Source organism: Nitrococcus mobilis Nb-231, from assembly GCF_000153205.1.
GTDB classification, from domain to species: Bacteria; Pseudomonadota; Gammaproteobacteria; order Nitrococcales; family Nitrococcaceae; genus Nitrococcus; species Nitrococcus mobilis.
In genome coordinates this window covers 2,139,465-2,153,587 of record NZ_CH672427.1, presented here as the reverse complement: position 1 = coordinate 2,153,587, position 14,123 = coordinate 2,139,465, and the positions used below count along the sequence as shown (strand labels likewise).

The window sequence follows — 14,123 nt, the reverse complement described above, 5'->3', positions numbered from 1 at the left end:
GTGCCGCCGGAATTACTTGGGATTATAATCCGGCGGTGGCTCCGAGCCTTCGCCGAAGAAGAACTTCTCCATCTCTTGCACGAGGAATTGGCGGGCTTTCGGATCCACGGGCGTAAGGCCATATTCGTTGATCAGCATGGTCTGATGCTTCATCCACATCTGCCAAGCTTCCTTGGAGATGTTATCGAAGATGCGCTTGCCGATCTCGCCAGGATAAGGTTGGCGCTCGAGGCCCTCGGCCTCTTTGCCGAGCTTCATACAGTATACCGTTCGACTCATGCTCGTATTTCCTCCAGGTCTTGCAGCAATTGTCGCACCGGTGCCGCAAGCCCGCAGCGGTTCGACGAATGCTCGTTATACCAGAGGTGTCCCGGTCTATCCATGATGCTGGGGTCCTCGGCTTGCACTGGGGCATATACCGGATGGATCTCCAGGTGGAAGTGGCTGAATGTGTGTCGCCGCATCGGCCATGCCCGTGCCGGACCGATCCGTAACCCGAATTGTCGTCGGCACAAGGCAACATAATCGGCTTCGAGATCACACTGCGGTGGGCACCAGAGTCCACCCCAGACGCCGGCGGGTGGGCGGCGTACCAGCAGTACCCGACCAGCCTGCTGCAGCAGGAGCATCCGGGTCTGACGCACGGGCTTGACCTTCGCTGGGCGCGGTTCGGGGAATTGGTTCTGGCGAGCGAGGCGGCGGGCCGCGCAGCCCCCCGCTAGGGGGCAAAGCTCGCAGCGCGGCCGCACCCGGATGCACAACGATGCCCCCAAATCCATCATGCCCTGATTGTAGGCCGCATTTTGCTGCCGCGGTGTGTGATGCTCCGCGAGCGTCCATAGCCTGTGCTGGACCTTGGCTCGACCCGGCCACCCGGGAACGGCGTGGTAGCGAGCGAGTACGCGCTTGACGTTGCCATCCAGAATCGGATGGCGCTGTCCGAGCGCCAACGAGAGGATAGCGCCGGCGGTGGAGCGACCGATGCCGGGTAGTTCCAGGAGTCGATCGATCGTTGTGGGAAAGCGCCCGCCGTGATCGATATCGATGCGCCGGGCCGCCTGATGCAGATGGCGCGCGCGCGCGTAATACCCCAGCCCGGTCCATAGCTGCAGCACGTCGTCGAGCTCCGCGCCAGCAAGTGCTGCTAACGTGGGAAAGCGTGCCATGAACCGCTGGAAATAGGGCACGACGGTAGCCACCTGGGTCTGCTGTAGCATAATCTCCGAGACCCATACCCGATAGGAGGTCGCCGGGTTCTGCCAAGGCAGATCACGGCGGCCATGCTGCGCCTGCCAGGCGATTACCGCGTGGGCGAAGCCATCCGGGTCCGACGCGCTGGCCGGCAAAGGGGTTATGTTCCCGTCCATCAGCGATTGAACAGCCGCTCCAGCTGCTGGTCCAATTTTTGCTCCAGCTTTTTCTTACCCTTTTCCTCGAGTTCCTCTCGTTTCTGCTCGAAGCGTTCTTTAAACAGGCCCGCCAAGTCCACAGTGAGGCGAGGCTCGCTGAGCTTGCCCGTAAAGCGCAGTGGGATCGGTATACCGCGCAACTGCTCCAGATCCTGGCCGCCTTGGCCTTTAAGCGTGCCGACGATCTTGGTTGTGAGGCGATAGTCCACGGTTTGTTTGAGCAGGTTGGCCACGCCTTGCCCCTGTATACGTAGCAGCGGGCTTTTGGCGCTGAAATCGGTATTACGCACGACACCGCCAGCGAGGTTCAAAGTTCCGCCAAGCTCACTGAAATCAGTTTGCAGCGGGCCTTCACTCGGGGGTGGGGGTTTACCCTGCGCGCGGGCCAACGCCGCTCGGATGGCCTGGGCGAGATTGATGCCCTTGACCGTGCCATCCCGAAATGTGAAACGAGCCAAGCCGGTGAGCGCTTGCAGCCAATCCTCAGGTGCCGCGCCGTGGGTCGTGGCCCGCAGGTTGAAATCGGTGGTGCCGAGCAGCTTCTGGAACGAGGCGACATCGGTCAGCAACGGTCCGGCCTGAATCCCGCTCAGCTGTTCGTTCAGCTCGATCCGAGGCGTCTTGCCGGTCGCGTCGAGCTGCATATCGCCTCGGTATGTGCCGCCATAGAGGGCGGCGGTCAGAGGGTGTACCCGCAGCCGGCCGTCTTTGGCATGTACCGTCATGTCGGCATCGCTGATCGTCGCGCCGTTCACTTTGAGTGTGCCGATGCGCAGGCGGCCGTTGAGATCCAGGCTGCGCAGCGTCGTAAGCGGCAGCTGACCGGCCCCGGCAGCCGCCGTCTCCGCCGGCGTGGCGGCGGCCTGTTTGCCCTCGCGCGACGGTGGTCGATAGCGATCGACATCGATGCCGTTCAGGCTCAGATCGAAGTCGGCGGCCGGCCCGGTGAAGTTGCGTAGTTTAGCTTGCCCAGTGAGTACGGAATCATCCATGCGTACGGTGAGCGGTTCGATCGTGAGCGCTCCACCATGGTAGCCAAACTCGGTCTGGGCCGAGGCCCGCTTGAGAACATCGGGGTCGTCGGTATTCGGCACAGCCATGCCGAGCCGCTGCAGAACTTCCCTGGGGCTGAATTCCGGAATCTGGAGTTGACCCGTTGCCGTAACAGCATCCTTGGCCTGCTGGGCCGATAGCTGACCGGTTATCTGTACACCTGCCGCATCCAGGCGCAACTCGGTAAGGCGGTAGGTGGCCTGCCCCAGATCGGCGGCCGCCTGGGCGCGCAACCGTAGCTGTTGCTTACCGCCGGGAATATCCACCCCGGCAACATTCAGCGCCAGGTCGAGATCACGGGCATCGAAGTGCTGCAGCTGCGGGTCCGCCATGACGGTGCCGGTGAGTTTACCGCCGATATCCATGCCGTCATTGATTTGGCCCTGCCAATCCGACTCGATGCTGATCGGAGCGCCAAGCCGGATGTCCTCCGCGGTGGTGTTGAGTGATGTAATGACCACATGTTGACCGGATTGTCGATCGTCCCAGGTTACCCGGCCATCGCGAATCCGCAGGCCCGCCAGGCTGGCGGCCTGGAGTATAGCCGGCAGGGGTTGAGCTTGGGGTTGCACGCCCGGTTCCAAATCCACCGCGGGCTGCTCCGGCGGGCGCTTCGGCGCTTGGGGTGGACGGCCGAATGTCTGCCAATTGCCAAGACCCTGCTCGTTACGAATCAAATGAACCCGCGGCTGATTCAGCATGAGCGTGTCGAGCACCAGATTGCCTTGCAATAGCGGCAACAGCTTCAGCGCCAGCTGGGCATGATCCGCCTGGAGGAATGGTGCCGGGCCGAAGCCCGGCGCATCGGCGAGCTGAACTTTATTGACCTGTAAGCCGATCCAAGGAAAAAACATCAACTTTAAGTCGCCTTCCATGGCAAGTTCCCGGCCTGTCTGAGTAGCGACCGCGCGTTCGATCTCGTCTCGGTAATCGTTGGGGTCGACTAGCACTATCACCGCTGTTATGACGATAATCAGCAGTGTGAGGACACCGGTTATGGCGATCATTAGCCACTTGACGATACGTCCCATTGGATCTCCGTATATTCTCTGGATACGCTCGCCGCTGCGGTGCGGATCGAGGAGGGATTTCTCTATAATTTAAAGAGGGGGGTTATTATCAACATTGAACTCCCGCTGCTTGTCATTCTACAAGGAGGTCGGTGTCGGCTCTATTGATTAAGCTCCATCTACACTGTAGGGGGAAAATTATGAGCGAGTACAGCGTGGTCGTGGCAGAAGGTGCTCGGTCCCGTTTCTTTACACTGGAACCCGTCGAATTGCCCGAGCTCGAATCTGGGCCCAATCTTATAGAGCATGACTCCCTCGCGAACCCCATTCATAAAGCCCATCAGCAAAGCATCTATGCTGATACCCGCGGCGGCAAGAACCGTAAGGTGGGTGGTCAAGCCCACGGCTACGATGAGCATCGACAACGATTTGACGATGAGATGGAGGCTCGATTCGCCCGCGATATCATCAAGCACCTCGATGGCCTGATGCGTACCAATGGAACGCGACGTCTCATCCTTTGTGCCGAAAAGCGCATGCTCGGCTTCCTCCGTCAGGCGCTCAATGGACGGATTCCGCGCGAGGTGCATATCATCGAAGTAGCAAAGGATTTTGCCAAGCTCAGCGTGCGGGATCTGCACGATCGATTGGCACGCAATGGCTACTTGCCAGCACGCCGTTGACTGCGCATCATAGCGCGAGTTCGTAAGTTGAATGAAGGCCGTGAGTCGCAAGGACGGGCGAGCGGCCGCATTTACGCCGTTCGGGGCGAATCATCGGCCGCCGTACCCGAAATATTTGCATGAGGCCCGATCAAGCGCAACAATTGTTGCGTTGCAAAAACGCGTTGCGCCTCGTAAGCGCCTTCCTGTTTGACGATGGACCGGCAACCCTAGCGCGCAATCTTCCTAATCCAGGCGTAAGCAATTGGAAGAATAGGAGATAGGTCATGCGGGAGCCTCGACGCCAGAGCTGCCGGGTCGAGTACCAGGGTGAGCGGATCGTAATCAGTGGCTCATCGACCGAAATACACCGTGAAGCGGCTCGCATTATCAGGCGCTTCGCCAGCAGCGCGACACCGTATCGGTTGGTGAGCGATACCGCCAATCAGGTCGTGTTGGAACGCCCCGGGTCGTAAAATCCCCTCGGGCCGAGCGGCACGCTTGCTATCATTGCCGGGCACTGGCGCGACCACCAAGGTTTAGTCGCAGAGCCGTCTATGAAGATCTTCGCTGGCTGGTCACAGTCCCTCCGGCGCTCGACCGCTATCAAAGAGGGTCAGTTCCTAATACTGCTACCTTAACGACCACAATTGTATATTGATCATGAAGTTGTGTGATTATTAAAGGCTAGGCTCTCGGAGCATTTCGGATAGAATTGATTGTGAGAAAACCCTCCCATCCGATCCCGAGAGCCTAGCCATGAAAAACTCTATTCGCTGCGCCCGCTCATGGCAAATCCAGCGCTTGAAGAGGTCCTTCCTACAAGTGCGCGGACTGCCGTTTTTCGATGTTTTATCCACCCGTGTGTTGAGCCAGTTCGCCGAACGCGCGTGCGGCGGGCGTGATCGGATATTCACCCCCTTGGTGGTATTGAAAGCCTTCCTCTTCCAGGTGCTCAGTCAGGACGGTTCGTGCAAACGCGCGGTGGCGCGGGTGCTGTCCGAGCGGCTGCAAAGCGGCCAAAGCGCCAATTCCATCAACACCGGGCCGTATTGCAAAGCCCGCCAACGCCTGCCCCGTGCGCCCTTGGAGAACGCGGTCCGGGAGAGCGGACAGACGCTGCACCAACGCGCGCCTTCAGCCTGGGGTTGGCGTGGCCATCGCGTGGTGCTCGCCGATGGCACTACCGCACTGATGCCCGATACGCTCGATAATCAGCGTGAGTTCCCCCAACAGGGCAACCAACAACCCGGCCTCGGGTTTCCCATCGTGCGCATCGTGGCCCTGATTTCGCTCGGCGCGGGTGCTGTGCTCGATTATGCCCTCGGCCCTTATCAGGGCAAGGGCAGCGGAGAGAGCTCTTTGTTCAGCACCCTCCTGCACACCCTGCAGCCGGGCGACCTGCTACTCGCCGACCGCTACTACTGCACCTACGCGATCATGGCGTTGCTGGTCCACCACGGGGTGCAGGGGCTCTTTCAAAAGCATGCCCAGCGAAAGCCGCATTGGCACCGCGGCGAGCGACTCGGCGCCAAGGATCATCTCATTAAATGGGCCAAGCCGCCCCGCAAGCCCGTGTGGATGAGCGCACAAGACTACCTCAAGCTGCCGCCGACGCTGACCATTCGCGAGCTGGCAGTCAACGGCATCGTCTACGTCACCACCCTATCGAACCCCAAACGCTACCCCCGCCGCGCCCTGGCCGAGCACTACCGCTCACGCTGGACGATCGAGTTGGATCTGCGCAGCATCAAAACCGATATGGCCATGGAGCGGCTGCGCTGCAAGAGCCCAGAGCGGGTCAGAAAAGAGATCGCGGCTCATTTGTTGGCCTACAATCTCGTGCGCGCCAACTTGAACCGAGCCGCGCAGTGCTTCGAGAAAATCCCGCGCCAACTCAGCTTCAAATCGGCGCTACAATTGCTCAACAACGCCGCCTCCCAGCTGTTGCTACTGTCTGGAAAGGCACTGCAGGCTTTTGCCACCGCATTGCTGCAGGCGATGGCGTTGTCCCCAATAGGCCGGCAAAAACGCCTGCCACAACCCCGTGCAGTCAAACGACGCCCTAAGCCCTATCCCTTGCTCACCAGGCCCCGCCATGCGGCGTGCTAAGCCATCCGTCGGCCAACGAATTCGTTAAGGTAGCAGTATTAGGGTCAGTTCCCAGAGGGCGCGATTCGCATCGTAGCGAAGAATGTAGGTTCCACTGTCATCGGCGCGAACCTTGAAATACTGATGATCAGTGGCGAGCCAGCGATCGATGATCTCGTCTACGATCACCCGCCGTTTACCCATGCTGAAGGCATGAGGTTCGCGCTCACCGTTAGCGCCCGCGTCGCATTCCACGGTCAACATCAAATAATGGTTTCGCCGCGTCTCGCGCGTAGCGTAATCGTTGTGCCTGCTCATCATGGAGTCGCTTTCATCTCCGGTTGATACAGGTTGGCGCCGATACGAATGCTTCTTCGAAGCCTCGGGCGCAACGGCTCGATTGATCGGTCGTCAAAGCAGACTCCGATACCTACAGCCTAGCAAACCTTCCGTATCAACCGGTGGATCTAAGATCTGGGTTGTGGTGCAGGTGGTGTAGCGTATGCTGATTCGATCAGGGCGGGATTGGTTGGCCGGCAGGGGTAGGAGATGTGCTCCGGCAAACGCGGCGAAGCGTGCGGTCAGTCGATCTCCCAGCTCGGCTTGATATTGATTTGGCGGCCTCGCTCATCGATGGTGTAAAGCTTTACGGGACGGCGCCAGATTCGGTCTATGTATTCCAGGACATGGCGTGCCCGTTCCAGATCAAGGCCTCGGCCGTCGTTCTCGTGCTCGTGTCGCAGGATCAGGGTACCATCGGATTTGAGTTCGTCGACTACTACGCGTGGCGCTCCGAAATTGAACTTAGGTTGCAAGATCGCCTCGTGAAGTTCGTGGATATTAGAGCTGGTAACACGAATTTCGCCGTTTTTTTTGGCGCTGTAGACGAACAGACCCATCTCATCGGCAAGCTCCGCCGTAAAGTAGTTACGGATGAATCCGAAATCATCTTCTTCCCGCCTAATTTCTCGAGCGGCCTCCAGGCCGCCATTTTCTAACAGATGCTCCCACAGTGAATAGCCTAGATGGTAGGGGTTTACTTGCAGCGCCACTTGGTGCTCGCCAGCATAGGGGCGTACGACGTCGGAGTGGGTCTTCATGGAGTCGACGTAGATTTGTCCGGACAGGAAATCGGCCTCGCGCAGCAGCCGTGAGTGCCAATAGCTCGCCCACCCTTCGTTCATAATCTGGCAGTTGAACACCGGCTGAAAGTAATAGGCTTCCTTGCGTACCGCCAGGAAAATATCCCGCTCCCAATCCTCCATTTCCGGGGCATGGGTGGCAATAAACCACAGCAGATCGCGCTCGGGATGCGGCGGGATATGCAATGGTTCGGGAGCGCCGCGCGTCTTGCGCTCCGGCTGTGCCTCGCCCGGTAACTGCTGGTAGCGGCCGCGGAACCCCTCCGGTTCGGGCTCCGTACGCTTATCGAGCGGGCGGTATTTGGACCGGTTCAGGGGCAGGTTGGTGTCGATGTGCGGTTCCAGCGCAAGTGCGACATCCAGTACCTGTTCGACGCGTTGCTCACCGATTTCCTCGATCACTTCAGCAATACGCCGGGCATGGGCGGCTGCCTGCTCGACGATACGGTAACCCACCTGCTCCTGACTGCGGACAAAGGTCAGATTGTTGTGCGAGAAATCGGCATGACCAAGCACGTGGGCTACAACGAGAATATTCTCCTCGAGGCTATTGGTGTTGACCAGATAGGCCCGGTTGGGGTTGCCCGGGAAGACCACCTCGAATATGCGCGAGTGCCCCATGCGATGTTGGACCATCTGATAAATCCAGCGCACACCGAACGACCAGTGTGGCATTCGCACTGGCAGGCCGTAGACGGCTACTTCCATCATGAAGCTGGGTGGCACCAGCTCGAACTCGACAGGGTAGTATTCCAACCCCAGATCGTTAGCCAGTGTTTCGACTTTCGGGATCAAATCCTCGAGTTTTTCCGCCATTTCATTGAGCCTCGGCCTCGGCGGCCTGATCGGTGAAGAACGCCTTAATCGCCAGCCAGATGTCCGCCTCGCGCGTCAACGAGTAGCTGCCGACCGGCCACCCTTCGGCACCAAGCCCGCGCCAGATCCCTGCCACTTCCGTATCCAAGCGCCGATGATTTTGATGGGAGACTTCGGCGTAGCCCAAAAAATTCATCAATGGGGCGAGCCGCAGCAATGCCTCGGTGGCGCGTCGACGGTCCTCACTGAAGTTGTGTCCGTCGGTCGCGTAGAAGAGATAGCAGTTGTACATCGCGGGATCGTAGCGTTCCTCCAGGATCTGTTGGGCCTTGTGGACAGCTGTAGAGCTTTTGGTGCCCCCCTGGCCGTGGATGCGGAAGAAATTCTCCTCCTCGAACTCCCAGGCCTCCACCGTATGGGCGATGAATACGATCTCTATGGTGGAGAATTGTCGGCGCACGCCCTGCAAGGCCCAGAAAAAGAAGGTCTTGGCCAGGCGTCGGCAATGCTCGTCCATGCTCGAGGAGACATCGAGCAGGAAGAAGGCGACGGCGTTGGTCGTTGGGCGCCGACGACGGGCGAGTTGGCGAAAGCGCAGGTCATCATTGACAATCGGAATGGCCTCCGGCCCTTGCGCACTCCGGCGCTTGATCGCCTCCTTCATGGTGCGACGGCGGTCCAGTCGGGAGCGGGCCCCGCGTCGATCCCAACCCTCGCGGATGTAGGCGTCTTCCTCGATGCGGGTGCCGAGCCGGGGCTTGAGGTGCGGCAGCTCCAGCTCGTCCCATAGCCAGTCGAGGATGTCATCGATCTGGAATTCCAGCGCGAAGGTGATTTGGCCTTCGCCCTCGCCACTGCCTTCTTTGCCTTGCCCGGGTCGTGCCGGCTGGGCTGGGCGCAGGACATCGCCGGGCTTGGCTTTGCCCTGCCCCGCCCCGGTGCGCACATCGGGGTTACGCAGCCGAAAACGATAATGCTCCATAAACCGTACGGGTACTTTGACCGTGCGGTTATCCGGCCGCGACAGCACATCCGACCCGGCCACCAGATCGGGGAGTTGTTCTCGTACCGCCTCGCGGATCTTTTCGTTGTGACGTAGCCAATCCCGCGTTCCTCGCGAGAAGAGATCGTACCAGCGGCCAACGCCGTCCCTGGACGTGCTTTCGTGCAGGGACATATCACTCTCTCCCCCCAGGCTTTATTCCTGGGACAGCAGGGTGGTTACATAGTTGAGGGCTTCGCGGGCGCTGTGGCGGTCGTAGCCATAGTCATTGATTAACCGCTCTTCCACTGCGGCGATTTTCTCGCGTGCTTCCTCATCGGGTCGGGCTACGGAGGTAACCAAACGCAAGACGTCGCGTCGCTCCTCGAAGAGATACTTCTCCATAGCCTCTTTCAGTCGGGCATGGCTGTCTAGGGTGAATTTCTCGCCGCGCTTGTAGGCGACCATGGCCTTGCGCACCACCTCCTGACGGAAGGTATGCTTGCCGGCATCGGAAATGTTGATCTTTTCTTCCACCGCGCGCAGAAAACGCTCATCGGGCTGTCGACTCTCGGCCGTGATCGGATCGACCACCTCTCGATTATCCAAGGTGGCCTCCACCTCATCGAGGTACTTCTCGAGCAGGTTCTCGCTCTCCTCCTCGAAGGAGACGAACAATGCCTTGTGCACGTCTTCCTTGACCCAGTGGTTGTAAAAGTCTTTCCGGGCGGTCACGAGGAAGTCCACCCATGAGCGCTTCTGTTTCGGGTCGATGCGGGCATCGTGCTCGATGGAATCTTTAAGCGTGACGAGCAATTCCATGCTGGTAAGGCTGCGCACCTCCGAGCGCGAGATGGCGTTGGACAACGCATTGACCACAAAGCGCGGGCTCACCCCAGCTAGGCCTTCGTCCTCGAATTCATGCCGAATCCGATCGACCTCGGTCGACGAATAGCCCTCGACGTCCTCGCCGGCATACAGTCGAACCTTCTTAGAGAAATCCAGATCCTCACGCTCCGAAGGCTTGAGCCGCGATAGCACGGCGAATACGGCAGCCACCTCGAGCGCATGTGGATCGAGGTGGATCTCGCGGAAGGTGGGGGCCTGGGCGATGAGTTTGCGGTAAATACGGGCCTCATCCCGATAGTGCAAAGTATAGGGCACTTGTACGATGACCATCCGATCGAGCAGCGCTTCGTTCTCCTTTTCCTGGAGGAACTTACGGAACTCGGCCAAGTTGGTGTGCGCCAGTATCGTCTCGTCCACATGGATTAGGGGAAAACGTGAAACTTTGACGTTTTTTTCCTGGGTCAACGTCAGCAGCAGGTAGAGAAACTCGCGTTTGACCTTCAGGATTTCGATCATCTCCAGCAGGCCGCGGCTTGCCGCATATACTGCGCCGGACCAGGACCAGGCACGGGGATCGCCCTCATCGCCGTATTCTGAGACCTTGGATAAATCCACCGAGCCGATCAGATCGGCGATGTCTGCGGTCGTGGGATCATGGGGGGCGTAGGTACCTACGCCCACTCGATTGGATTCCGAGAGGAAGATCCGCTCTACCGGGTAGTCCATAAAGTTGCCGTCGAATTCATGCTCGAGGATGGCGCGGCAGAATGGCGAGAGCTCGCCGTGAATGTCCACGGCATAGGTCTCGCGAAACTCGGAGCGCAGAGTGTAGGGCACCAGGTTCAGGGGGTTTTCGTGTAGTGGCGATCCCTTCAGCGCATACAGCGCACCCTCATCCGTGTGGCTGTATTCCTCAAGCCCTCGCTTGAGCAGTATCACCAGGCTGGATTTACCACCTGAAGGAGGACCGAGCAGCAGCAAAAGCCGTCGCCCTACCTCGGAGCCGGCGTTTGCCGCCTTGAAATAATCCGTGATGCGGCGTAGAGCGTTTTCCATGCCAAAGAGCTCGTGGCTGAACAGCTGCACCCCGTTGTTCTCGGATTCTTCGGGTTCGTTGGTTTCCTTGCGTTGCATCCAGCGCAGCATGTCCCAGATATACTGGTGACTCGTGCGTGTCACCAGAGCAGGCTGACGAGCTACGATCTGGTCGAGGAACTCGGTGAACGTGCCCTGCCAATGCTTGGCTCGGTGCTCGCGGGTGAATGCATTCAGCGACTGGATAAACCGCTGATGCTGGTTGTCTCTGCCGCTGTTTTGGGTTGCCATACAACCACCTCCTGGCTCTACAACCGACTACCCCCTGCAGTCGGCCCCTGACCCTCGGTTGGGCGGGCCCAGCCCTTTCGGTAATTAGAACTTGTTGAGGCGTATTTGTTTCCGCTAAATTGTCCACCCCGCTTCATAGTTATCTTGTAGCATACCGCCCCTGCCCCTTGGCTAGCGGTTTTTGTTATGAGCCGACGGGCTCTTGTTGTCCATAAGTCTACGCTAACATATCTTGTCGGAAGCGGTGGGCGCAGTCTGGTTGATTGCCTCTCAACGATTTGCTTTGAGGCAATGGCAAACGGTTATCCGATGGCTCGCTGCCGTCTCACCGTAGCAGCGAATCCACCGCCACAGACTGCGGATTGCAAGCAGGTTAGAAGCACCCCCCACCCGCACCAAATGGTTGGGTGTCGGGCATGAAAGAAAGCGGCTCGACAGCGGCTTTTAATCGCCACTTCGTTTGGGTGGCGCGCCTCGCGCGAAAACCTCTTCAACGAGGCGTTGGTCTAGCGGACGTTCATGATCGAGTGATGGTTGGAGCGGGCGATGGGAATCGAACCCACGTCATCAGCTTGGGAAGCTGAGGTTCTACCATTGAACTACGCCCGCTTAGTCTGGAGCAGCCGCATCCGGCCCGTCACCCAGGTTCTTAGATGCTTATTAGTAACTGAACTTGTTGTGGCTCGCAAGTGCCAGCCGTCCATCGGCATCAAAGTGCGACCGGCGGGTCGCCCGCAATGGATATGCGCTGCCTTAGGCGTTGGCTTTTCCCGTCGGGAAGCCGGCACGAGTGGTGTTCGCTCGAAGGGCGGTGGCGTGGTGCCGGGGCTGGGTGCGCCGCGTTGGGCAGCGAGGCGACGTGTGATGCTCTCGCGCGTTAGAATTGAGATCGGAGTACCCTGGTAGCAGTTTAATAACCGGAGCAGGCAAGTTGAGATGATACGCATCACCGTCAACGGCGAGGTGCGCGAAGTTCGTACCGGGCTAACCGCCGCCGAGCTCATCGCCGAGCTCGAGCTCGCGAGCCGGCGGTTTGCCGTTGAGATTAATGAAACCGTTTTACCGCGCAGCCACTTGACCGAGTATCGAATCCGCAGCGGTGATCGGATCGAAATCGTGCAAGCCATCGGCGGCGGGTAATACCATGGTGGTGGCTGGCGGCACCGGCTGGAGCTGAATTCATTTTGTGATTGAGAGAGCTCAACGACATTATGCGGCAAGATAAGCTCATCGTGGCAGGGCGCGAGTTCCGTTCCCGACTGGTGGTCGGCACCGGTAAGTACCCTGATTTGGAACTGACCCAGCGCGCCGTCCGCGCGAGCGGGGCAGAAATCATTACCGTTGCGATCCGGCGCAGCAATATCGGTCAGAACCCGCACGAGCCGAATCTGCTCGATGTCATCCCGCCCGATGAGTTCACGTTGCTGCCCAATACCGCGGGTTGCTTCAATGCACAGGATGCCGTGCGTACCTGCCAGTTGGCACGTGAACTGCTGGACGGCCATGATCTCGTCAAGCTCGAAGTGCTGGGCGATGCCCGTACGCTCTATCCGGATATTCCGGCGACGCTCGAGGCGGCCAAACGGCTCGTAGCCGATGGTTTCCATGTCATGGTCTACACCAACGACGATCCGGTCGCCGCCCGGCGCTTGGAAGAACTCGGTTGTGTGGCGGTCATGCCGCTTGCCGCCCCGATCGGCTCGGGGCTCGGTATCCAGAACCGCTACAATATCCTCACCATCGTCGAGAATGCCGGTATCCCGGTGCTGGTGGATGCCGGCGTGGGAACCGCATCCGATGCGGCAATCGCCATGGAGCTTGGTTGCGACGGCGTACTCATGAACACCGCGATCGCGGGTGCCAAGGATCCAGTGCTGATGGCTTCGGCCATGCGCCAGGCGGTGGCGGCGGGCCGCGAGGCTTTTCTGGCTGGTCGCATCCAGAAGAAGCGTTTTGCCGAGGCCTCCTCACCACTAGAAGGACGGTTTTTCTAACCGGCAGGACCCGGCCTCGATGGGACAGACACAGGCGGAGCACGTTTCCCAACACCGCCGCGTGCGCAGTTTCGTGCGCCGAGAGGGTAGGTTGACGCGCGGCCAGGCTCGCACCTTGGCGCGGCTGTTCACCCGTTATGGCCTCGAATGCGGTGACGAGCGGCTTGATCCGCAGGCGCTGTTCGGTCCTCGGATTCCCATGATCCTGGATATTGGCTTTGGCAGCGGTGAGGCGTTGGCGGAGCTGGCCGCGCGGTATCCGCAGCAGGGTTATCTGGGCATCGAAGTTTATCGCCCGGGTATGGGACAATTGCTGCGTCGGCTCGAGCTGGAAGCCATCGACAATGTTCGACTGGTGTGCGCCGACGCCGTGGAGATCATGCGGCATAACATCGCCGATTCCACATTGGCTGGTATTCAGGTGTTCTTCCCCGATCCATGGCCCAAACAACGTCACCACAAGCGACGGTTGGTGCAGCCTGATTGGGTGGCGCTTGCCGCTTGCAAACTGATCGCCGGTGGCTTCTTGCGTCTGGCAACTGATTGGCAAGACTATGCAGAGCACATGCTGGCGGTCGTGGAGCGCTCGGCGCGATTCATAAATACGGCGGGGCCTGGGCAGTTCGCCCCCGGTCCCGGCGATCGTCCCGCGACACGATTCGAACGTCGAGGTCGTGATAAAGGGCATGGCGTTTGGGATCTCCTCTTCGTTCGCAGGTGATGCGCCGTGCCGCCGGAAGTATGCATTTTCTCTTAATTCTTGGTCAGAAGAGGTGACCGCTTTGTAGT

13 protein-coding genes and 1 tRNA gene are annotated in these 14,123 nt (G+C 59.4%); 6 read left to right on the top strand and 8 right to left on the bottom strand.

The window, feature by feature from the left end:
* Window positions 1-12: 12 nt before the first annotated feature.
* The 3 genes from NB231_RS09830 to NB231_RS09820 are packed head-to-tail and all read right to left on the bottom strand — an operon-like array spanning window position 13 to window position 3,493.
* Window positions 13-279, bottom strand: coding sequence for an oxidative damage protection protein (locus tag NB231_RS09830; RefSeq protein WP_084766296.1), 267 nt, complete (start codon window positions 277-279; stop codon window positions 13-15).
* On the bottom strand, window positions 276-1,367 hold the full coding sequence (gene mutY, locus NB231_RS09825) for an A/G-specific adenine glycosylase (RefSeq protein ID WP_005002281.1): 1,092 nt from the start codon (window positions 1,365-1,367) through the stop codon (window positions 276-278). The genes NB231_RS09830 and mutY overlap by 4 nt, the downstream gene beginning before the upstream one ends.
* Window positions 1,367-3,493: an AsmA family protein gene (locus tag NB231_RS09820; RefSeq protein ID WP_040662178.1), complete on the bottom strand. Its 2,127-nt coding sequence runs from the start codon at window positions 3,491-3,493 to the stop codon at window positions 1,367-1,369. Before NB231_RS09820 ends, mutY begins: the two co-directional genes overlap by 1 nt.
* A gap of 179 nt (window positions 3,494-3,672) precedes the next feature.
* Here NB231_RS09820 and NB231_RS09815 point away from each other — a divergent pair, with 179 nt between their 5' ends.
* The 3 genes from NB231_RS09815 to NB231_RS09805 all read left to right on the top strand — a co-directional run bounded on the left by NB231_RS09815 (window position 3,673) and on the right by NB231_RS09805 (window position 6,246).
* Window positions 3,673-4,155, top strand: a complete 483-nt coding sequence (locus tag NB231_RS09815) for a host attachment protein (protein ID WP_005002278.1) — start codon at window positions 3,673-3,675, stop codon at window positions 4,153-4,155.
* A gap of 266 nt (window positions 4,156-4,421) precedes the next feature.
* Window positions 4,422-4,610 (top strand): hypothetical protein, encoded by a 189-nt coding sequence (locus tag NB231_RS09810; protein WP_005002276.1) that lies wholly within the window; start codon window positions 4,422-4,424, stop codon window positions 4,608-4,610.
* 283 nt (window positions 4,611-4,893) lie between these two features.
* Window positions 4,894-6,246 carry an IS4-like element ISNmo2 family transposase gene (locus NB231_RS09805; RefSeq protein ID WP_040663745.1) on the top strand — a complete coding sequence of 451 codons (1,353 nt, stop codon included), beginning with the start codon at window positions 4,894-4,896 and terminating at the stop codon, window positions 6,244-6,246.
* Window positions 6,247-6,270: 24 nt separating this feature from the next.
* Here NB231_RS09805 and NB231_RS09800 read toward each other — a convergent pair whose 3' ends face one another.
* The 5 genes from NB231_RS09800 to NB231_RS09780 form a co-directional block, all read right to left on the bottom strand.
* Entirely contained in the window at window positions 6,271-6,546 is a 276-nt protein-coding gene (locus tag NB231_RS09800; protein ID WP_005002272.1) for a hypothetical protein, read from the bottom strand.
* Window positions 6,547-6,806: 260 nt separating this feature from the next.
* Window positions 6,807-8,183 (bottom strand): SpoVR family protein, encoded by a 1,377-nt coding sequence (locus NB231_RS09795; RefSeq protein WP_005002269.1) that lies wholly within the window; start codon window positions 8,181-8,183, stop codon window positions 6,807-6,809.
* 1 nt (window position 8,184) lies between these two features.
* On the bottom strand, window positions 8,185-9,360 hold the full coding sequence (locus NB231_RS09790; RefSeq protein WP_005002268.1) for a DUF444 family protein: 1,176 nt from the start codon (window positions 9,358-9,360) through the stop codon (window positions 8,185-8,187).
* 21 nt (window positions 9,361-9,381) lie between these two features.
* On the bottom strand, window positions 9,382-11,340 hold the full coding sequence (locus NB231_RS09785) for a prkA protein (RefSeq protein WP_005002267.1): 1,959 nt from the start codon (window positions 11,338-11,340) through the stop codon (window positions 9,382-9,384).
* Window positions 11,341-11,875: 535 nt separating this feature from the next.
* Window positions 11,876-11,949 (bottom strand) — tRNA-Gly (locus NB231_RS09780).
* Between the two features lie 330 nt (window positions 11,950-12,279).
* Here NB231_RS09780 and thiS point away from each other — a divergent pair.
* From thiS to trmB, 3 genes are all read left to right on the top strand, one after another.
* Entirely contained in the window at window positions 12,280-12,480 is a 201-nt protein-coding gene (gene thiS, locus NB231_RS09775; RefSeq protein WP_040663742.1) for a sulfur carrier protein ThiS, read from the top strand.
* A gap of 71 nt (window positions 12,481-12,551) precedes the next feature.
* Window positions 12,552-13,334 carry a thiazole synthase gene (locus tag NB231_RS09770; protein WP_005002264.1) on the top strand — a complete coding sequence of 261 codons (783 nt, stop codon included), beginning with the start codon at window positions 12,552-12,554 and terminating at the stop codon, window positions 13,332-13,334.
* A 19-nt stretch (window positions 13,335-13,353) separates the two neighbouring features.
* Window positions 13,354-14,055, top strand: a complete 702-nt coding sequence (gene trmB / locus NB231_RS09765; protein ID WP_005002262.1) for a tRNA (guanosine(46)-N7)-methyltransferase TrmB — start codon at window positions 13,354-13,356, stop codon at window positions 14,053-14,055.
* Window positions 14,056-14,123 lie beyond the last annotated feature (68 nt).